Consider the following 21123-nt stretch of genomic DNA (forward strand, 5'->3'; position numbering starts at 1 on the left):
CGGGCCGCGGTGCCGGACCGCTCCTGCCGGGCCGGCCGGCCGGGCGGGTCCGGCGGGACCGTGGGGGGTGCTGCGGGTGTGTCCGGCACGGGCGGGTACCTCCCTGGTACGCGGGCGGCGGGAACGGGTGCGGGTCAGGGCGTGCCGACGGACGCGACCGCGAGCGTGCCGTCCTCGTACAGGCCGCGGGCGGCACGGCGCTGGACCTTGCCGCTGGTGGTCTTGGGGAGGCTGCCGCGCCGCACCAGCAGCACGTCGTCGGCCTCCAGGCGGTGGTTGTCCCACACGGCGTCGCGCACCAGCGCGCGCAGCCGGTCCGGTGCGACGGCGCGGGCCGTGCGCCCGTCCACCTCGACCACCACGACCAGGCGCTCCGCGGAGCCGTCGTCGACGGAGAAGGCGGCGGCGCAGTTGGGGTGCAGGCCCGGCGCGCTGCTCTCGGCGGACAGCTCGATGTCCTGCGGGTAGTAGTTGCGGCCGGTGCGCACGATGACGTCCTTGAGCCGGCCGTTGACGAACAGTTCGCCGTCGTGCAGGAAGCCGAGGTCGCCGGTCCGCAGGTAGGTGCGGCCGTCCTCGTGGCCGGCGGCCGGGCGGGCGCGGAACACCTCCTCGCTCAGCTCGGGCCGGCCGTGGTAGCCGCCGGCCACGCAGGGGCCGCTCACCCAGATCTCCCCGACGGTGTCCTCGCCGGCCGGCACCAGCGTGGCCGGGTCGACGATCCGCACCCGGGTGCCGCCCACCGGGCGGCCGCATCCGACGAGCGGGCTGGCACCGGGCGTTCCGGCGGGCCGGAGCACAACGCGCCCGTCGCGCCGGGCGTCCTCGGACAGCCACAGCACGGTGGGGGGCTTGTCGCTGCGGTCGCCCGTGGCCTTCAGGGTGTTCTCGGCCAGGCCGAAGCCGGGACACATCGCGCGCGCGTCGAAGCCGAGGGGGGCGAAGGCGGTGGTGAACGCCTCGATGGCGCGCCAGCGCACCGGCTCGGCCCCGTTGGCCGCCACCAGCCAGGACGACAGGTCCAGCCCGGCCGGGACCGCGCCGGCCTCGGCGGCCTTCACGCACAGCTCGTAGGCGAAGCTGGGCGCGGCGGCGTGGGTGCCGCGGAACCGCGAGATCGCCTCCAGCCAGCGCGCCGGGCGGCGGATGAACGCGTCGGGCGCCATCAGGTAGGCGGGTATCCCGGCGAGCAGCGGCAGCACCACGCCGAAGAGCATCCCCATGTCGTGGAAGAGCGGCAGCCAGGAGACCACGGCGCCGTCGGGGCCGCACGGCCAGGACTGCTGCGTCTCCACCGCGTTGTGCAGGAAGTTGGCGTGCGAGACGACGACGCCCTTGGGGTCGCCGGTGGAGCCGGAGGTGTACTGCAGCAGTGCCGGGGCGCCCTGCTCGGGCGGCGGCGGCAGCATCGCGGTGTCGATCCCCGAGGCCACGGGCAGGGTGTCGGTGGCGACCAGGTCCAGGCCGGCGAGCTCCGGGCCGTCGCCGAATCGCTCCAGCAGGTCGGCCCGCACTGCGGCGGTGGTCAGCACGGTGCGGGTGCCGGCGTCCTGTGCGACGCGCCGCACCCGGGCCAGCGAGCGGGCCCGGGTGGGCACCTGCACCGGCGCGGCGACCACGCCGGCGCGCATGCAGCCGAGCAGGGTCCGCACGAACTCCAGGCCCGAGGGGTAAACCAGCAGCGCGGGGCGGCCGGCGAGCCCGAAGGCGACGAACGCGGCCGCGCGGGAGGCGGCCGCGTCCGCCAGGTCCCCGTAGGTCAGGGGCGCTTCGGGCTGCTCGCCGTCGCGCAGGAAGACGTAGGCGGTGTCGTGGGGCTGCTTCTCGCCGCGCGCGGCGAGGGCGTCGGTGAGCGTGTACACCCCGTGGGTCACGTGCTCGGTGAGCTCGGCGGTCATCGTTCGCACTCCTTGTCGAGCCGGGCGAGCCGCCCGCGGTAGAAGGTCAGGGGGCCGTCGCGGCCGGCCGCGGCGCCGTCGCCGAGGACGCCCAGCGCGGTCACGGCGCCGACGACGATCCGGTGGTCGCCGCCGGGGTACTCGTCGGCGAGCTTGCACTCCAGGTAGCCGACGCTGTCGCGCAGCACGGGCGCGCCGGTGGCTCCGGTCAGGCAGGCCAGGCCGTCGAAGTTCGGCAGCCCCTTGGCCGCGAAGTCCATGGCCACCGCGCCCTGTCCGGTGGCGAGGATGCTCACCGCGAACTGCCCGCCGCTGCGGATCGCGGTCAGCAGCCGCGAGTCGTGGCGCAGGCAGAACAGCACCAGGGCCGGGTCGAGGGAGACGGAGGTGAAGGAGTTGACCGTCGCCCCGATCCAGCCGTCGTCGGCGACGGCGGTGACGACGGTGACGCCGGTGGTGAAGTGGCCGCACACCCGGCGCATCGCGGCCGGGTCGGGGGCGAGGGCCTCGCCGCGGAAGGGCGCTGCGGGGCCGTCCCCGAGTCGCCCGCCGTCCGGCACGCCCGGGCGGTCCTGGGCCGGGGCGAGGGGCGGCGGGAGCAGGGCCCGCATCCCCGGGTCACTCGTCATGGCCGAGGTCCTTGCCGCCGCCGCGCAGCCCGTAGGGCCGCACCAGGCGCTGCACCGAGGGCTGCGCCTCGCCGCGCACCCAGCGCAGGGTGCGCAGCCGGCCGCGCAGGCTCAGCACGTACTCCAGGTCGTCCGGGTCGCCGAAGCCGTAGATCGGCGGGACGATGCGGTCGTGCCGCAGCCGCCGCAGGATGCGGTCGGCGGCCTGCCGCGGGCTCGACTCGCCCCCGGCCGCGCCCCGGCACAGCGCGAGGGTGAAGTCCAGGAGCTCGTTGTACTCGGGGACCGTGCGGTGGCAGGCGCCGAGCGCCGGGTCGGCGCGCAGCCCGGCCAGCGCCATCTCCGAGGCACCCGCGGCCAGTTCCTTGGAACTGCGCTTGAGGGACAGCGCGTCGAACATCGTGCCCAGCAGCCACACCCGCGACAGGGCGCTCCACAGCTCGAACGAGCCGCTGGCCGCGAGCGCCGCTCCCACCAAGGCGTCGTGCCGGTCGGCCATGCCGTGCTGGAGCCGTTCCAGGTAGCGGAAGCGGCCCGCGGAGAAGTCGCCGTCGCGGGCGGCGGCCAGCACGTCCCCGGCCGCCACCAGGACCAGTTGGGCGGAGGCGTACAGGTCCCGGCCGAGCAGCGGGTCGCCGCCGAGCGCGGCACCGTCGAGCAGCAGCATCCGCTCGCCGGCGGTGCGCGAGGCCCGCCAGTGCGGTGCCTCGTCGCTCCAGGACGCCATCGGCTGGGCACCGGCGAGCTGGGCGGCCATCGACGGGTGGCGCTCGGCGTGCCGCAGCACCTCCCGCCACAGCTGCTCGGTGCTCCGGCCGGCCGCCGCGGGATGCCGGCCCGCGTCGAGGGACAGGGTGACGACGGCCGGCACGGTGGGCGGCGGGGTGCCGTCGCCGTTGCGGAAGTGGCCGATCTGCAGCCAGCCGCCGTCGAAGACGTGCGTGAGGACGCCCTGCGACCACGGGTGGGATCCGGGCCGCGGCGGCGCGAGCCGCTCGTAGGGCTGCACGCCGACGGCGTGGAAGCCGTAGCTGCGGGTCGCCTGGACGGTCACCCGCTCGGCGCCGAGGGCCCGGGCGACCGCGGAGTCCGGGCCCTGGGTGTCGACGACGATGCCGGTGCGCAGCTCCTGGCCGGATTCCAGGGCGAGCCGGACGCAGCCGTCCTCGACGACGGCCTTGTCCACCCGGGCGCGTTGCCGCACCCGCACACCGCGCCGCGCGGCGTTGGCCAGCAGCCAGGCGTCCAGGTCGGGCCGGTGGAAGTGGCTCTCGCCGTGCTCGGAGGGCACGTTGAACTGGAGGCTGTGCCCGGCCCGGTGCTCCTGGCCGGGCTCGTGGTGGGCGAAGCCCCAGGTGCGGTGGACGCCGGAGCTGTGCGAGACCTCGGTGCGCACCCGGCCCGCGTCGGCGAGCAGGGCGGCCTCCGGCAGTCCGAAGCGGGTGGCGATCAGGTCGTAGAGGAACGAGGTGCACGGCAGGGTCGCCTCGCCCCCGACGACGCGCGGCAGCTGGTCCTCACCGAGCAGTTGCACCGCCAGGCCGCCTCGGGCGAGCGCGGCGGCCAGCAGGGTGCCGGTGATTCCGGTGCCGAGGATCGTCACGTCCGCGTCGTGCGCCGCGCGGTCTCCGTGGTTGTCGGGTTGGCTGGTCATCTTCCCCATCACCTGCTCGGATCGGGCACGGTTCGGCGTGCCGGTCGGGTGCTGCCGCGCGTGCGGCCGCGGTGGCCGCGGACCGCACGCGCCGCTGCCGGTCAGCCGCGGCCGGGCACGTGCTCGCGGGCGAAGGAGCTCATCGCGCCCGTGATCGTGCCGGCGATGTGCGCGGGCGCCTTCGTCCTGGCCCAGGCCGCGGTGCGGGCCATGCGCGGCGGCGTGGCGTGGAAGAAGTGGTTCTCCGGGCGGGCCAGTTGCAGCGGCGGCGGCAGGAAGTCGGCCTCGCCGAGCAGGTCGAAGATGCGCATCGAGGCCTCGCGCGGCTCCAGCGTGCCGTCCTCGACCTGGTCGCTGATGGACGTCGACGCGCGCAGCAGCTCGTTGGTGGCGTCGTGCGTGGGGAACGGCGAGCCCAGGTACTTGGCGTTCTCCAGCTCCAGCAGCGGCTGCACGTCGCCGAAGCGCCGCAGCCGGTCGTAGGCGGTCTGGAGGCCGAAGGTGCCGAGCACGGTGGAGATCGCCCAGACCCGGAAGACCGCGTTCCACAGGTCGTAGTCGCGGAAGGCGGTGAAGGAGCTGTGCACCAGGTCGTCGTTGGCGTCCAGCAGGCGCTGCTCCAGCTGCTCGACCAGCGAGAAGCGTTCACGGGAGAAGTCGTCGTCGCGGATGGCGTCCAGCAGCCGGTGCGCCAGGACGTTGACGACCTCCAGGGTGTTGGTCATGCCGCGCGAGTAGAGGGCGTCGATGAAGCCGGCGGCGTGCGCGGTGACGCAGTAGCGGTCGCCGACCGTGCCGGTCGCCGAGTACTGCAGCCGGCCGGTGGACACCCACTCGCGCACCGGGCGGGCGTCGCGGAACTGGGGGGCGATGTCCGGGAAGCGGCGCAGGAAGTCGTCGAACTCCTGCTGCGGCGGGCCGTCCGGGCGCGGGTGCCGCCTCGGGTCCAGCGTCAGGCCCACGCTGACCAGCGGGTTGGTGCCGTCCTTGGTGTTGTCGAAGGGGATGACCCACAGCCAGCCGCCGTCGAAGACGTGGTGCAGGGTGCCCTGGTGCCAGGGGCTGGGGTTGCCGTAGGCCTCCGGGGTGCGCATCACCTTGTCGTACGGGGTGACGTTCACCATGTGCGTGAACAGCGAGCGGGAGTGGTGGCGGAAGCGCGTGGGGGTCTCGCGCAGGCCGAAGCGCTCGGCGACCGGGGAGCGGTGGCCGCTGGCGTCCACGACGTAGCGGGCGAGGAACTTCTCGCCGCCGGCGGCGTTCAGGGTGACCCCCGAGCCGTCGATGTCGATCTCCTCGATGCGGGTGTTCTGCCGGACGACCGCGCCGTAGCGGGCGGCGGTGTACGTCATGTAGGCGTCGATGTCCTGCCGGAAGAAGTGGTTCTCCGTGTGCAGCATCTTCGGGATGACGAACTGGTTGACCTCGTCGGGCCGTTGGGCCTGGCCCTCGCGCTGGTAGACGAAGCCGAAGTTGCGCTTGACGCCGCACGCGCCGGTGACGTTCTTGCGCACCGAGTCGAAGCTGGACAGGTGCGCGATCTCGGGCACGCCGTAGCGGGCGGCGACCACCTTCAGCAGAACGGAGGTGTAGGGGATGGTGGACTCGCCGATGGCGAACCGAGGGTGGCTGCCGGCGTCCAGCAGCAGCACCTTGGCCCCGTTGCGCGCGAGTACCGACGCCAGGATCGAGCCGGCGATGCCGGCCCCCAGGATGGCGACGTCATGGCGTTCGGTCATCTGATGCCTCTCTCGTCCTTGTGCTGCCGGTCTTGTCGTGCCGCCGGTCGGTGGTGGTGCGGGCCGGTCGTGGTGCGGGTGCGTCGTGGTGCGGGCCGGTGGTGGTGCGGGCCGGTCGTGGTGCGGATCAGGGGCCCTGCGGCGCCGGGTGCTGCCGGGCCACCTCCTCGGCGAGCAGCCGCCCCCAGCCGACGGCCGGGACCTCGAAGAAGGGCCGCGGCTCCAGGCGCAGGGCCAGTTCCCTGCGGTAGCGGGTGATCAGCTGGCTGACGCCGAGGGAGTCCAGGCCCATGTCGAGCAGGTCGATGTCGTCGGTGATCTCCGCGCGCGGCACCCCGAGTTGGTCGGCGAGCGCGTCGCGCACGTAGGCGTCGAGCAGGTCCTCGCGCCGGTCGGTGGGGGCGGCGAGCACGCCCGTCAGCAGGTCGGAGGGCGCGGCGCCGCCTCCGCCGGGCGCGGCGGCCTCGATGCGGGCCAGCAGCGGGCGGGCACGGCGCGACTCCAGCAGGGGCTTGAGGGTGTGCCAGTCGGCACCGGAGACCACCGCGTGGGCGTGGTCGCCGGCCAGCAGGCCGCCGAGCTGGTCCAGGCCGGTGCGGGCGTCGAGCGCGCGCAGGCCGAGGGCCTCCAGGCGGGCCAGCAGGTCGTCGCCGCCCAGGCCGCTGGCGACGTTCCACGGGCCCCAGCTGATGCTCAGCGCGGGACGGCCGGTGGCCCGGCGGTGGGCGGCCAGGCCGTCCAGGAAGCGGTTGGCGGCGGCGTAGGCGGCCAGGTGGGCCGAGCCCCACACCGAGGCGATGGACGACATGAGGACCAGGAAGTCCGGTTCGGCGTCGGCCAACAGCCGGTGCAGCGTCCAGGCGCCCTCGACCTTGGGCCGCAGGACGGCGTGCAGTTCCGCGGGTTCGGCCTCGTCGATGTTCTGCGCCCCGGCGAGCCCGGCGGCGTGCACGACACCCCGCACGGGACGGCCGGCGGCGGCCGCGGTCGCGAACACCTCGCGCATCGCAGCCTCGTCGGTGACGTCGGCGCGGGCGACGGTGACCTGCACGCCGCGGCCCTCCAGGTCGCGGACGGCCCGTACGCGGGCGGCCGTCGCCCCGGACAGCCCGCCGGCGCCGTCCGATTCACCAGCGGCCGGGTCCAGCGCGGCGACCGCGTCCCACTGCTCGCGCGGCGGCAGCCCGGAGCGCCCGGTGAGGACGACATGGCGGGCCCCGCGGTCGGCGAGCCAGCCGGCCAGGGTCAGGCCCAGGCCGCCGAGTCCGCCGGTGACCAGGTACGAGGCGTCGGCGCGCAGCACGGGCGGCCCGGCGGGTGCGGCGGGCTCGGGGACGAGCCGGGGCACCAGGCGTTCGCCGGCCCGCAGCGCGACCTCGTCCTCCTCGCCGGGCCGCAGCAACTCGTCGGCGAGAGCCCCGGTTTCGTCGTCGTCCGGGTCGAGGTCGACGCTGCCGCCCCACAGCGCGGACTGCTCCAGCGCGGCCACCTTGCCGAGGCCGACGAGCATGCCGCCGGCCAGGCCGCCGGCCTCGTCCTTCTCCCCCGCGGCCTGGGCGCCGCGGGTGACCAGCCACAGCCGCGGCGGGCCGTCCGGGCCCGCGGCGGCGCCGTCGGCGAGCGCCTGGAGCAGGTGGACCGCGGTCTCCGGGCCGGTGACGCGGGCGTGCGCGAGGTCGGCGGCGGTGGCCGCGTCGCCCGGGGGCACGTCGAGCGAGGCCAGGTGCACCACGCGGTCCAGCGGGGCGTGCTGGGCGAGCAGGGCGCGCAGCCGTGCCGGGTCGCCGGCGGGGACGGCCCCGGGGCCGTCCGCCCGGCCGCCGTCGGGGACGAGCCGGACGGTGACGACGGTGCCGCCGCGGGTGGTGAGGCGGGCGGCCAGGTCCTCGGCGACGCCGCCGGAGTCGGCGAGCAGCAGGGTGCGGCCCGCCGGGACCTCGTCGGCGGGCGCGGCCGGGGCCTGCTCCCACCTGACGGTGTAGCGCACGGTGTCCTCGCCCGGCTCCCCGGCGCCGGTGGCCGGGCCGGTGCCCGGTCCGGCGAGTCCGGTGGCGCCGGCCTCGGCGAGCGGGAAGGCCAGCGGGCGGCGCTGGAAGGCGTAGGTGGGCAGCGGGACATGGCGCGGGGTCCCGGGGCCGTGCAGGGCCGCGAGGTCGACGGGGGCGCCCCAGGCGAACAGGCGCCCGAGGCTGTCCAGGATCTGCGCGCTCTCCTGCGTGCCGCGGCGCAGCGAGGGCAGCCACAGCAGCTTCTGGTCGGGCAGGGCCCGGCTGCCGAGGCCCAGCAGGGTGCGCCCGGGGCCGACCTCGACGAAGGCGCCCGCGCCGGAGCGGGCGAGGGCCAGCATCCCCTGGTGGAAGCGGACCGGCTGCCGGGCGTGCCGGACCCAGTAGGCGGGGTCGGCGAGGGTGGCGCGGTCCAGCTTCTCGCCGGTGAGGTTGGAGTACACCGGGACCAGCGGCTCGCGGAACTCCACGGCGGCGGCGGCCTCTTCGAGCGGGGACAGCACCGGGTCGAGCAGCGGGGAGTGGAAGGCGTGCGAGACGGCGAGACGGCGGCCCTTGATGCCGGCAGCCGCGAGTTCGGCGGCGATCTCCTCGATGGCGGCGGCGTCGCCGGACAGCACCGTGTCCTGGGGGCCGTTGACGGCGGCGAGCGACACGCGGTCGGTATGCCCGCCGGCGGCGCGCAGGGCGGCCTCCTCGTCGAGGGGTACGGCGAGCATCGCGCCGGGGGTCCGCACGCCGTCCATCAGCCGGCCGCGGAGCGCGATCAGCCGGAGCGCGTCGCCGAGTTCGACGGCGCCGGCGACGCACACCGCCGCGTACTCCCCCACGCTGTGGCCGATCAGGGCGGCCGGCCGCACGCCCCAGGAGCGCCACAGCTCGGCCAGGGCGTACTCGACGGCGAACAGGGCCGGCTGGGTCCAGGCGGTACGGCCCAGTTCGGTGCCGTCCGCGTCGAACACCACGTCCAGCAGCGGCCGTTCGACCTCGGGGGCGAGCAGGTCGGCACAGCGGTCGAGCGCCTCACGGAAGACCGGCTCGGCGTCGTACAGTTGCCGGCCCATGCCCGCGAACTGCGCGCCCTGGCCGGGGAAGAGGAACGCGGTCCTGGCGCGCTGCGCCCGCAGTGCCCGTCGCGGCGCGGGGCCCTCGCCCTGGGCGAAGGCCCGCAGGCGGCCGGTGAGTTCGGGGAGGTCCGCGGCGGTGAAGGCCGCGCGGACCTGCTGGGCGGCCCGCCCGGTGGCGGCGGTGCGGGCGACGGCGGGCAGCGCGGTGTCCGGGTGGGCGTCGAGGTGGCCGGCCCAGCGGCCGGCCAGGGCCCGCAGCGCGTCCTCGCCCCGGGCGGAGGCGACGACGAGTTCGGCCGGGCGGGCGGGGGCGTCCCCGGCCGGTGCCGCGGCGGGCGGCGGCTCCTCGACGAGCAGGTGGACGTTGGTGCCGCTGGCGCCGAAGGAGCTGAGCCCGGCGACCCTCGGCTGCCCGTCGGACGGCCAGGGGGTGTGCTCGGCGGCGACGGACAGGTGCAGCCGGTCCCAGGCGATGTTGGGGTTGGGGGTGCGGAAGTGCAGGCTGGCCGGGACCTCGCCGTGCCGGACCGCGAGCACGGCCTTGATCAGCCCGGCGATGCCGGCGGCGGCCTCCAGGTGGCCGATGTTGGTCTTCACCGAGCCGACGAGCAGCGGCTGCCCGTCCGGCCGCCCCTGGCCCAGGACCTGCTCCAGGCTGCGCAGTTCGATGGGGTCGCCGAGCGGGGTGCCGGTGCCGTGGGCCTCCACGTAGCCGACCCGCTCGGCGGGCAGCCCCGCGTCCTCCAGCGCGGCCCTGATCACGTCCTGCTGGGCCTGGGCGCTGGGCACGGAGATGCCGCTGGCGTGCCCGTCGTGGTTCACGGCGCCGCCGCGGATCACGGCCAGCACCCGGTTGCCGTCGGCGACCGCGTCGGACAGCCGCTTGAGCACCACGACCCCGCAGCCCTCGCCGCGCCCGTAGCCGTCCGCGGCGGCGTCGAACGCCTTGCAGCGTCCGTCGCGGGCGACCGCTCCGGCCTTGCTGACGAGCACGAAGCCGTAGGGCGACAGGATGACGTTCACGCCGCCGGCCAGGGCCAGGTCGACCTCGCCGAGCCGCAGCGACTGGCAGGCCTGGCGGACGGCGAGCAGCGAGGAGGAGCAGGCGGTGTCGACGACCTGGGCGGGGCCGCGCAGGCCGAGGGTGTGGGCGATCCGGCCGGCGATGAAGCTGTTCTCGCCGAGGATCTGGTAGGCGTCGATGCCCTCGGGCGCGCCGAACTGCTGGCGCATGCGCACGTAGTCGCCGGTGCTGGCGCCCATGAACACCCCGGTGCGCGAGCCGTCCAGGCCGTCCGGCGGCAGCCCGGCGTCCTCCAGTGCCTGCCAGGCGACCTCCAGGGCGATGCGCTGCTGCGGGTCCATGCCGGTGGCCTCGGCGGGCGTGATGCCGAACAGGCCGGCGTCGAAGGTGTCGACGCGGTCCAGGAAGCCGCCGTCCAGGACGTAGGCGGTGGCGGGCGTGTCCGGGTCGGGGTCGAAGTAGGGGGCGGTGTCCCAGCGGTCCTGGGGGAACGGGCCGATGGCGTCCACGCCCCCGCTCAGCATCCGCCACATGGCCTCGGGCGAGTCCGCGCCGCCGGGGAAGCGGCAGCCGATGCCCACGACGGCGATCGGGGCCCGCAGGGCGGCCCGCTGCTCCTCCACCGTCGCGCGCAGCTTCGCGATGGTCCGCCCGGCCTGGGCGAGCAGGGCACGCACGTCGCCGGCGGCTGCGGCGGTGGGCTGGTTCATCGCTCCTCCTGCTCGAACAGCTCGGTGACGGCTGCCAGTTCGGCGTCCAGCCGGGCAGCCAGCTCGTCCAGGTCCGCGGGGTCGGTGCCGTCGCCGTCGCCGGTGCCGTCGTGGGCGCCGGCGCCCGGGCCGCCGGGGTCGGTGCCGGGACCGGTGCCGCCGCCTCGGCCAGCCGGCCGGCCGGCCGCCTGGGCGGGCGGGTTGGTCGCGCTGCCGGAGGGTGAGCAGCCACCTGTTGTGAGACCTCCGGCAGCGCGGTCAAGGGGGCCGCCCGTGCCGGGCGGGGCGTCCGCGCCCACCACCTCGGCGGCCAGGCAGGCGGCGAGCGCCTGCCCGTTGGGGTGTTCGAAGGCCAGCGTCGCGGGCAGCGGGCAGCCGAACCGGCGCTCCAGCCTGACCTTCATCTCCAGGGCCGTGATGGAGTTCAGCCCGAGCTCGAAGAAGCCCTGCCGCGGCTCCAGTTCGTCCGACCCGTCCAGGCCGAGCACCACCGCGACCTCCTCCAGCACGCAGTCGAGCACCAGGTCGGCACGGGCCTCACCGGACAGCGTGCGCAGCTTGTCCAGCAGCGCGTCGGCGTCGCCGGGCGCGGACTGCTCCCGCTCGGCCAGCACGTCGAACAGCGGGAACGGCAGCGCCTGCCGGTAGAGCGGCAGCAGCAACCCCCAGTCGACGTCGGCGACCTCGACCGCGGCCGGGCCGAACGCCGCGATCTGGTCGAGGAGTTCACGGGCCGTGGCGGTGGCGAACGGGGTCATGCCGCTGCGGGTCAGCCGCTGGGCGCTGTCGCGGTCGAGCAGCCCGACGTCGCCCCACGGCGCCCAGGCCACGGAGGTGGCGGGCAGCCCGCGGGACCTGCGGTGGGCGACGAGCGCGGTCAGCACGGCGTCCACCGGGGCCTGCGCCCCGGCGCCGATGGCGCCCCAACTGCCGGCCACGGAGCTCCACACCTGGAACAGGTCCGGCTCCGTGCCGGTCTCCCGGCACGCCTCGTGCAGCAGCCAGGCGCCGCTCGCGCGCTCCGTGAGCGCCGCCTCCAGCTCGCGGGCGCCGGGCGCGCCGCCGGACGGCAGGTTCCAGCCGGCCCCCAGCCACACGATGCCGCCGACCGGGCAGCCCGCGGCCGCCTGGTCCTCCACCAGTTGCCGTGCGTGCGCGGGCCCCTCGACCAGCGGGACGCTCAGCACCTCCCCGGCGCCGCGGTCGGCGAGCCACCCGGCGACCTGCTCGGCGAGCGGGCCGCCGCAGCCCGCGACGAGGTAGGCGCGCCCGGCGTCCAGTCGCACCGGCGCGAACAGCGCGGGCGCGGCGGGCGCGGGCAGCACCCGTGCGGCCAGCCGCCGTCCGGAGCGCAGCGCGAGCCGGTCCTCCCCGGGCCCGGCGCCCGCGGTCAGGCGCCGGTCGAGTTCGGCGAGGACGGCGTCGGCGTCGGCCGCGGGGCCCGCGGACAGCGGGTCCACGTCGAGCGCCCCGCCCCAGGCGGTCGGCTGCTCCACACCGGCGACCACGGCCGCCTGGCGCAGCGCGGCCTGCGCGGGGGCCGGTTCCTCCAGGTCGTCCACGGCCACGGCGCCGCGGGTCACCCACCACAGGCGGGCGCCGGCGCCGGCGGCCGCCACGGCGGCGGTCGTGTCCGCTGCCGCCGCGCACGCTCCGGCGACCTCCGCCGTGCCGGGCACGCCGGACGGCAGGTCGAGCCCGGACAGGTGCACGACGGCGGCGCAACCGGGCCCGGCGGCCAGCTCCTTGAGCGCGGCGGCGAGCCGCTCGCGCAGCCCGTCCGCCGGGCCCGGGGTCAGCAGACGTACGGGCGTGCCGCGCCGCTCCAGGGCGTCGGCGAGCGCGCCGGCGACACCGGAGGTGTCCGCGACGAGCAGGACCGCGCCGGTGGCGGGCTCGGCGGCACCGGACGGCGCCGGGGCGGACGGCGCGCCGGGGACGCCCGCCGCAGGTACGGACGGCGAGCCGGCGAGGCCCGCCGCAGATACGGTCGCGGGCAGTTCCTGCCAGCCGGGGACGTGCACGTGCGCGGCGTGGCGGCGGGCGGCGTCCTGGTCCAGCGGTCTTCCGGCGGGTACGGCCAGCCGGATGCCGGTCAGCTCGACCAGCGGGCGGCCGTCCAGGTCGGCGATCAGCACGTCCGCCGCGGCCGGGCCGCTCCCCGCCGCCGGGTCGCCTTCGACGGCGGGGCCGCCGCTTCCGGCGGGATCGTTCCCGGCGGGGTCGCTTCCGGCGAGGTGGTTCCCAGTGCGGCCGCGCCCGGCGGGGCCGTTCCCGGCGGGGTCGCCCGCTCCCGTGGCGTGGCCGTCCCCCGGGGTACTGCCGTCCGCGGTGGGTGCGATGTGGAGGACGACGTGCTCGCCGGGCACGTCGTGGGCGGTGACGGAGCCGACCGAAGCGGGCGTCGGCAGCCGGTCCGCGGACTCCGCGCCGAGCAACGCGGTTGCCCGCAGGGCGAGTTCGACGAGATCGGGGTCCAGGTGCCAGCGCATGGCGGCGGGGCGGCGGCGCAGTTCCACCGCGATCCGCTCGCCGTCGGCCCGGACCGCGACCACCTCGGCGGCGGTCCCGGCGAGCGCGGCGGCGCGGTCGCGGAGCCCGGCGCCGGCCTCGGTCCGCGCACCCTCGGGGGCGGGTCCGCGGGGGCCGGCCGGGCGCGCGGTACCGCCGGCGAGCCGGAGCGGTCGGGCGCCGTCCTGCGCGGTGACCTCGAAACGGTGGGCGCCGGGAGCCTCCGCCGTGCGGGTCAGGGACAGGGCGACGGTGCGCGTGCCGTCGCCGGGCGCGGGCAGCGGCGCGTCGAAGGACACGCCGGTCAGCCGGACGGTGCGGCCGGGGCCGAGCGCGGTCCGGGCGGCGGCCACCGCCAGCTCCAGCCAGGTGGCGGCGGGCACCCGCGGCCCGCCGGCGGCGGGGTCGCCGCCGAGCGCGGCGACCAGCTCCGCGTCCAGGTCGGCCTCCACCACGGTGGTGCCGCCGGTCCGCACGGTGCGGGCGGTCAGCGGGTGGCCGGATCCGGCCGCGGCCGGGCGGTCGTCCACCCAGTAGCGGCGGTGCTCCCACGGGTAGCCCGGCGTGGTGACCGGCCCGCCGGGACGGGGGTGGAGCCGCCGCCAGCCGACGTCGGCGCCGCCGGCGTGCAGGGCGCCGAACGCGGTGAGCAGGGCGACTTCGCCGTCCTCGCCGCGCACCAGCGAGGGGACGAGCAGCCCTTCGGTTCCGTCGGCGCGCAACTCCTGCTCGATCGGCGTGAGTTGGATCGGGTGCGCGGACAGCTCGACGAAGGTGTCGTGGCCGTCGCGGGCGGCGGCGCGCACGGCGTCGGCGAACCGGACGGGCATGCGCAGGTTGTCGCCCCAGTAGCCGGCGTCCAGCGGCCGGTCCGCCACGGCGGCGCCGTCCACCGAGGAGTACAACGGCACCCGCGGCGGCACCGGGTCGAGCCGCCCGGTCAGCGCCTCGACGAGTTCGGCGCGCAGCGGTTCGGCCCACGGGCTGTGGGCGGGGCCGCCGGCGTCCACGGCGCGGAAGAAGACGTTGCGCTCCTTGAGCCCGGCGCCCAGTTCCGCGAGGGCGGCGCTCTCTCCGGAGACGACCGTCGAGCGGCGGCTGTTGACGATGGCGACGCACAGCCGCTCGCCGTAGCGGGCGATCTCCCGTGCGGTGTCGTCGGCGTCGAGGCCGACCACCGCCATGCCGCCCTGGCCGACCAGGGCGCGCAGCAGCCGGGTGCGGCGCACCATCACCTCGGCGGCCTGGGGCAGTTCGAGGGCGCCCGCGCACAGTGCGGCGGAGACCTCACCCATGCTGTGGCCGATGACGGCCGCGGGCTCCACGCCGAGGTCGCGCCAGGCGGCGACCAGGGCGTGCTGCACGGCGAACAGCAGGATCTGGCGGTCGAGTTCGTCGGCGGGCTCGGCGCCGGCGGCGATCGCCTCGGCCGGCGACCAGTCGAGGAAGGCCGACAGGGCGCGGTCGGCCGCGTCGAGCGCGCCGCGGAACGCCGGGTTGCGGCGGGCGAGCGGCTGTGCCATGCCGGGCCAGAACGAGCCGTGCCCGGAGAAGACGAACACCGGCCCGCGGTCGCGCTCGGCGGCCCGCGCGAAGACGGTGCCGGGGCCTTCACGGCCCTCGGCGAACGCGTCCAGCCGCTCGGCGAGTTCGCCGCTGCCGCGGCCCACGACGACCAGACGGTGCTCCAGATGCGAGCGGCGCAGCGCGAGCGTGGCCGCCAGGTCCCCGGCGCACGGCGCCCCCGGCCCCGCCAGCAGGTCCCGGTGTGCAGCCGCCCGCACCCGCAGCGCCCGCGCGGAAGCGGCCGACAGCGCAAGCACCTGCGGCGCACCCTCCCCGCCCGCCGAGGCGTCCGCTGCCCTGCCGAACATCCCGGTGCCGCCTGCGGGTTCCTGCCCGCCCACGGCGGGCTGTCCCGCCGCGGGTGCGGCGGATTCTCCGGCGCGGGCGGGCGCTTGGGGGGCGGGGGCTTCCGCGAGGACGACGTGGGTGTTGGTGCCGCTGAAGCCGAAGGCGCTGACGCCCGCGACGCGGCGGCGGGTGCTCCGCGGCCAGGGGCGCGTCGCGGTGGGAACGCGCAGCGGCAGCTCGTCCCAGGCGACCGCGGGGCTCGGCTGGTGGAAGTGGAGGTGGGCCGGGAGGGTCTCGTGGTGCAGGGCGAGGACGGTCTTGATCAGCCCGGCGATGCCGGAAGCGGCTTCCAGGTGACCGATGTTGGTCTTCACCGAGCCCACCAGGCACGCGTCCTGGCCGGCGGGCCGGTCGCGCAGGGCGGCGCCGAGGGCCTGCAGTTCGATCGGGTCGCCGAGCGGGGTGCCGGTGCCGTGCGCCTCGACGTAGTCCAGGTCCGCGGGCGCCACCCGGGCGTTGGCGAACGCCGTGCGCAGCAGGTCCTCCTGGGCCGGGCCGTTGGGCGCGGTGAAGCCGCTGCTGGCGCCGTCCTGGTTCACGGCCGAGCCGAGTACGAGCGCCAGCACGCGGTCGCCGTCGCGCCGGGCGGCGGACAGCGGCTTGAGGACGACGACCCCGCAGCCCTCGCCGCGGGTGTAGCCGTCGGCGGCGGCGTCGAAGGTCTTGCAGCGGCCGTCGGCGGCCAGCGCACCGGCCGCGCCGCTGGCGCGGTGGATGGTGGTGTCGAGGATGAGGTTGACGCCGGCGGCCACGGCCAGGTCGCTCTCCCCCGAGCGCAGGCTGGCCGCGGCCAGGTGGATCGCGACCAGGGACGAGGAGCAGGCGGTGTCCACGGCGAGGCTCGGGCCGCGCAGGCCGAGCAGGTACGACAGCCGGCCGGCGGCGGCGCTGAAGGAGGTGCCGGTGCCGTAGAAGGCGTCGACGCTGCGGGCCGCCACCCGCTGGGCGTAGTCCGTGGAGTTCATGCCGACGAACACGCCGGTGCGGGTGCCGTCGAGCCCGGCCGGCGCGATGCCGGCGTGCTCCAGCGCCTCCCAGGCGACCTCCAGGAACATCCGCTGCTGCGGGTCCATGACCTTGGCCTCGCGCGGCGGGATGCGGAAGAAGGGCGCGTCGAAGCCCGCGGCGTCGTCCAGGAAGCCGCCCCACCACAGCCGGGCGTCGTCGAAGCGGCCCTCGGGGGCGCGCCGGACGGCGTCCACGCCCTCGATGAGCAGCCGCCAGTAGGCGTCGGGACCGCCGGCGCCGCCCGGGAAGCGGCAGCCGACGCCGACCACGGCGATCGGCTCGGGAGCCGGGGGCACGGCGGTCCGGTGGGCGGGGGCAGCGGCCCTGCGGACGTCCGGCACGGTGGCCGGGTCAACGGGGGCCGGGTCAAGGGGGGCCGGGACAACGGAGGCCGGGACAACGGAGGCAAGGTCAACGGGGCCCGGGGCGACGAGCACCTGACGGTCGAGCAGGTCGCCGAGGTGGGCGGCCATGCGCTGGACGGTGGGATGGTCGAAGGCCGCGGTCTTGGGCAGCCGCACCCCCAGCGAGCGTTCCAGCGCCTTGCACAGCTGGACGGCGCCGAGGCTGTCCATGCCCAGGTCGGCGAAGCCGCGGGCGCGGCCGACCGCCGCCGCGGAGGCGAGGCCCAGCACCCGGGCGGCGGCCGAGGCGACCATGTCGACCAGGGCGGCCTGGTCGGGGCGCGCGGGGGAAGGCGCCGCGACGCCGGCCGCGGCTTGCTGGAGGGCCGGCCCGCCTGCCGGTTGCCCACCCGCCGCGTGCCCGCTACCCGGCTGCCCGCCGGTCCGCAGCCGCAGCCCGTCCGCCTCGGCGACGAGCCGCCCGTCGGCGTCGAACAGCCGCAGCTCGCCGTGGAGTTCGGCCGGCAGTGCCGGGCCCCCGGTCTGCCCATCGGCGACCGCCATGCCCTCGACACCGGCGCCCTCGGGCACCTCGAACCACAGCGGCTCGCCCTGCCAGGGATAGCGGGGCAGGTCGCGTGCCGGGTTCGGGTCGGGTTCGACGTGCCGCCAGCGGATGCCGGCGCCCGCGGCGTACAGCTCCGCGAGCGCGGCCCGGGAGGTGCGCACCGCGTCGGTGTTACGGCGCAGCGTCGCCACCACCCGGCCGTCGGCGCCCGCGGCGTCCATGGCCTGGACGATGGGCTGGGCCAGCACCGGGTGGGGCCCGATCTCCAGGAAGACGCGGTGCCCGGCGTCCAGCGCGCGGGCCATCGCGTCGGCGAACCGCACCGGCTCGCGCACGTTGCGCCCCCACCAGGCGGCGTCGAGGGCCGGTTCGGGGTCGTCCCCGGGCCCGCTGGTGCCGCTGGTGCGCAGCATGGGCACGGCGGGTGCGGCCGGTTCGAGGCCGGCGAGCAGTTCGGTCAACTCGGCCTGGTGCAAGGCCATCTGGGGGCTGTGGAAGGCGTACTCGCCGGGCATGTCACGGCAGGTGACCCCGCGTGCGGACAGCCCCGCGGTCAGCGCGGACACCGCGGCGTCGGTGCCGGATATCACGCTGGCGGAGAAGCTGTTGACGGCGGCCAGGGCGAGGTCGTCGCCGAACGGGGCGAGCAGCGGCAGCAGTTCGGCCTCGGGCAACGCGACGGACGCCATCCGGCCCTGGCCGGCGGAGCGTTGCAGGAGCTTCCCGCGCAGGACGGCGATCCGGACCGCGTCGGGCAGGCTCAGCGCCCCGGCGACGTGGGCGGCGGCGATCTCGCCCATGCTGTGGCCGATGACGGCGGCCGGCTCGATCCCCCAGGACCGCCACAGCGCGGCGGCGGCGACCTGGAGAGCGAAGACGACGGGCTGGGCGATCTCGGTGTCGGACAGCCGGGATCCTTCGGCGCCGGCCCGCAGTTCCGCGGCCGGCGACCATCCGGCGGCCTGCTGCACGAGCGCGTCCACCTCGGCCAGCGCCGCGGCGAACACCGGTTCGGCGTCGAGCAGTTCCCGGCCCATTCCGGCCCACTGGCCGCCCTGCCCGGAGAAGACGAAGCACACCGGCAGCTGCTCGCCGTCCTCGTCGGGAAGGGCCGCCCCGGCGTCATCGGCGGGCGCCGGGGCGGCCAGGAACTCGTCGATGTCCGCGACGAGTTCGGCGGTGGTGGTGCCGGTGACGGCGAGCCGGTGCTCGCCGTGGTGGGTGCGCAGCCGGGCGGTGCCCGCGGTCCAGGGCGCGAGGGCGGCGCCAGGTTCCGCCAGCAGGCGGTCGCGGTGGGCGCGGGCCAGCTCGCGCAGCGCCTCGCCGGACCGGGCGGACAGCGCCAGCACGCGGGTGGCCGCGCCGGAGGAGGCGCCGCCTGCGGGCATCGGTTCCCGCTGCGGGGGCTCCGCCACCACGACGTGGGCGTTGGTGCCGCTCAGGCCGAAGGCGCTCACGCCGGCCAGGCGGGGCGTGTCCTGCGGCCAGTCGGTCAGCTCGACGGGCACGCGCACCGGCCAGCGGTCCCAGCGGATCGCCGGGTTCGGCCGGTGCAGGTGCAGGTGCGGCGGGATCTGGCCGTGGCGGACGGCGAGCGCGGCCTTCAGCAGCCCGGCGACGCCGGCCGCGCCGTCGGTGTGGCCGAAGTTGGTCTTGAGCGAGCCGACCAGCAGCGGGGCGGCGGGGTCGCGTCCCTCGCCCATCACCTGGGCCAGGGCGCTCATCTCCAGCGGGTCGCCGAGCGGGGTGCCGGTGCCGTGGGCCTCGACGAAGCCGACCTCGGCGGGTGCCGCGCCGGCCGCGGACAGCGCGTCGCGCAGCAGGTTCTGCTGGGCGGCGGCGCTGGGCACGGTCAGACCCGCGCTGTGGCCGTCGTGGTTGACCGCGGAGCCGCGGATCACGGCGAGCACCCGGTCGCCGTCGGCGAGCGCGTCGTTCAGGCGCTTGAGCACCAGCACCACGCACCCGTCGCCGCGGACGATGCCGTCGGCCGCGGCGTCGAAGACCTTGCACCGGCCGTCCCTGGCCATCGCGCCGACCTTGGACATGAAGATGGTCAGCTCCGGGGCGAGCAGCACGTTCACCCCGGCGACCAGGGCGGTGTCCGACTCGCCGGCGAGCAGGCTGTGCCGGGCGAGGTGGGCGGCCACCAGGGAGGAGGAGCAGGCCGTGCTGAGCGCGACGCTCGGCCCGTTCAGGCCCAGCAGGTAGGACAGCCGGCCGGGCCCGAAGCTCGCCTCCTTGCCCGACGCGTACCAGGGGTCGATGCCCGCGCGGCCGGCCTCCTGCGCGTGGCGCAGGAAGTAGTCGGCGCCGAGTCCGCCGGACCACACCGAGGTGCGGGTCCCGGCCAGGGTGCCGGGCACGATGCCGGCGTCCTCGAGCGCCTCCCAGGCGACCTCGATCAGCAGCCGTTGCTGGGGGTCGATCTGCCGGGCCTCGCGCGGCGCGATGCCGAAGAAGCCCGCGTCGAACCGGTCGGCGTCCGGCAGGAAGCCGCCCCAGCGCGCGTACGTCCGCCCGGGCGCGTCCGGGTCGGGATCGTAGATGCGGGCCAGGTCCCAGCGGGACGGGGGGACTTCGGTGATGACGTCCGTCCCGTCCCGCAACAGGCGCCAGAAGGTGTCCGGGCCCGTCACCCCGCCGGGGAAGCGGCAGCCCGCCCCGACGATCGCCACCGCGTCGGCTGCTGTGGAGGTCATTTCAGCAGTGCCGCCCCTGAGGGGGTGGTCAGGCTGCCGAGGTGCCGGTGCCACAGGTGGTCGGGGTCGCTCTCGACCGCGGCGACGATCTTGCGCATCGCCTCCAGCGCCCGCGGCTCGTCGTCGTCGTAGACGTCGCCCTGCAGCATCTTGAGCACGTCCAGCCGGTACCGCGGGTCCTGCACGAAGGCCGTGAACAGGATGTTGAGCCGGTAGTAGATGCTGATGAACTCGTACCAGTTGCCGACGCCGCGGCGCAGCGTGCGCTCGTACTCGGCGAACCGCGGCTTGGTGAAGTCGCCGGTCTCGGCGGCGGCGATGATGTCCTTGGTGGCGATGCGGGCGCTGTTGAGCGCGACGCTGACACCGCTGGAGAAGATCGGGTCGACGAAGCGGGCGGCGTCGCCGATGAGCACCCACTTGTCGCCGGTGATCTCCTTCATCCCGTAGCTGTAGTCGCCCTCGGCCTTGAACGGGCGGACCCGCTCGGACGCCTCCAGGGCGCTGCGCAGCTCCGGCCGGCTGCCGACGCAGTCCCAGAAGAAGCCCTCCAGGTCGTCCTTGGACGCGGTGAAGTGCTTCTTCTGCGTCACGACACCGATGCTGGTGACGGTGTCGGTGATCGGGATCTGCCACACCCAGGTGTCGGTGATCGGCAGGAAGTGGATGAAGATGTAGTCGGCCTTCTTCTTGTCGTGCGACAGCGCCGTGCGGTCCAGGCCCTCGAACCAGGTGTGCACCGCGTACTGGTTGAAGACCGGGTCGGGCACCTTCAGCTTCATCTGGCGGCCGAGCATGGTGCCGCGGCCGCTGGCGTCGACCACCATGCGCACGGTGTAGCCCGAGTCCTTGCCGCGGACCGGGCGCAGCACCGGGTTCTCGCCGGAGAAGTCGACGCTGCCGATGCGGGTGTCCTCCAGCACCTTGGCGCCGCAGGAGTTGGCGTGCTGGAGCAGCAGCTGGTCGAACTTGCCGCGGTCCACGTGGTAGGTGTGGGCCTGCTCGACGCCGGGCTGGTCGCGCTCGTCGAAGTCGATCTCCGCCGCGCCCAGTCCGTGGGACAGGCCGGAGAATCCGAGCGTGGGGATCCCCTCTGGCGCGGCCGAGGTCCAGGCCGCCCCGAACTTCCGGGGGAAACCGGCCTTCTCGACGAGTTCCAGGGCGCCGATGTCGCGCAGCACCGGAGTGGTGGCGGGCACCAGGGACTCCCCGACGTGCGGCCGGGGGAAGGTGTCACCCTCGAAGACCGCCACGGACAGACCGGCCCGTGCCAGGTAGCTGGCCGCGGTCGAGCCCGCCGGGCCCCCGCCGATGATGCCAATGTCGTAGTCGACTGCGGACAAGACTGC

General features: G+C 76.3%; 7 protein-coding genes. All 7 read right to left on the reverse strand.

The window, feature by feature from the left end; all coding sequences use genetic code 11:
- Nucleotides 1–134: 134 nt before the first annotated feature.
- Complete coding sequence (locus ACH4TG_RS16315) at nt 135–1898, reverse strand: fatty acyl-AMP ligase (protein WP_398242944.1); 1764 nt, start codon at nt 1896–1898, stop codon at nt 135–137.
- Nucleotides 1895–2527, reverse strand: coding sequence for a flavin reductase family protein (locus ACH4TG_RS16320; RefSeq protein WP_398242945.1), 633 nt, complete (start codon nt 2525–2527; stop codon nt 1895–1897). Before ACH4TG_RS16320 ends, ACH4TG_RS16315 begins: the two co-directional genes overlap by 4 nt.
- Complete coding sequence (locus tag ACH4TG_RS16325; RefSeq protein WP_398242946.1) at nt 2517–4181, reverse strand: NAD(P)/FAD-dependent oxidoreductase; 1665 nt, start codon at nt 4179–4181, stop codon at nt 2517–2519. The genes ACH4TG_RS16320 and ACH4TG_RS16325 overlap by 11 nt, the downstream gene beginning before the upstream one ends.
- 101 nt (nt 4182–4282) lie before the next feature.
- The gene (locus ACH4TG_RS16330) at nt 4283–5920 is read right to left on the reverse strand and encodes an NAD(P)/FAD-dependent oxidoreductase (RefSeq protein ID WP_398242947.1); all 1638 of its coding nucleotides are present in this window, start codon (nt 5918–5920) and stop codon (nt 4283–4285) included.
- Nucleotides 5921–6047: 127 nt separating this feature from the next.
- A complete protein-coding gene (locus ACH4TG_RS16335) occupies nt 6048–10727 on the reverse strand; it encodes an SDR family NAD(P)-dependent oxidoreductase (RefSeq protein ID WP_398242948.1) in 4680 nt (1559 codons plus the stop codon).
- Nucleotides 10724–19774: a beta-ketoacyl synthase N-terminal-like domain-containing protein gene (locus tag ACH4TG_RS16340; RefSeq protein WP_398242949.1), complete on the reverse strand. Its 9051-nt coding sequence runs from the start codon at nt 19772–19774 to the stop codon at nt 10724–10726. Before ACH4TG_RS16340 ends, ACH4TG_RS16335 begins: the two co-directional genes overlap by 4 nt.
- Nucleotides 19771–21117 carry an NAD(P)/FAD-dependent oxidoreductase gene (locus tag ACH4TG_RS16345; RefSeq protein ID WP_398242950.1) on the reverse strand — a complete coding sequence of 449 codons (1347 nt, stop codon included), beginning with the start codon at nt 21115–21117 and terminating at the stop codon, nt 19771–19773. Before ACH4TG_RS16345 ends, ACH4TG_RS16340 begins: the two co-directional genes overlap by 4 nt.
- Between the last annotated feature and the right edge of the window lie 6 nt (nt 21118–21123).

The organism is Streptomyces sp. NPDC020917, from assembly GCF_044333795.1.
Classification (GTDB): Bacteria; Actinomycetota; Actinomycetes; order Streptomycetales; family Streptomycetaceae; genus Actinacidiphila.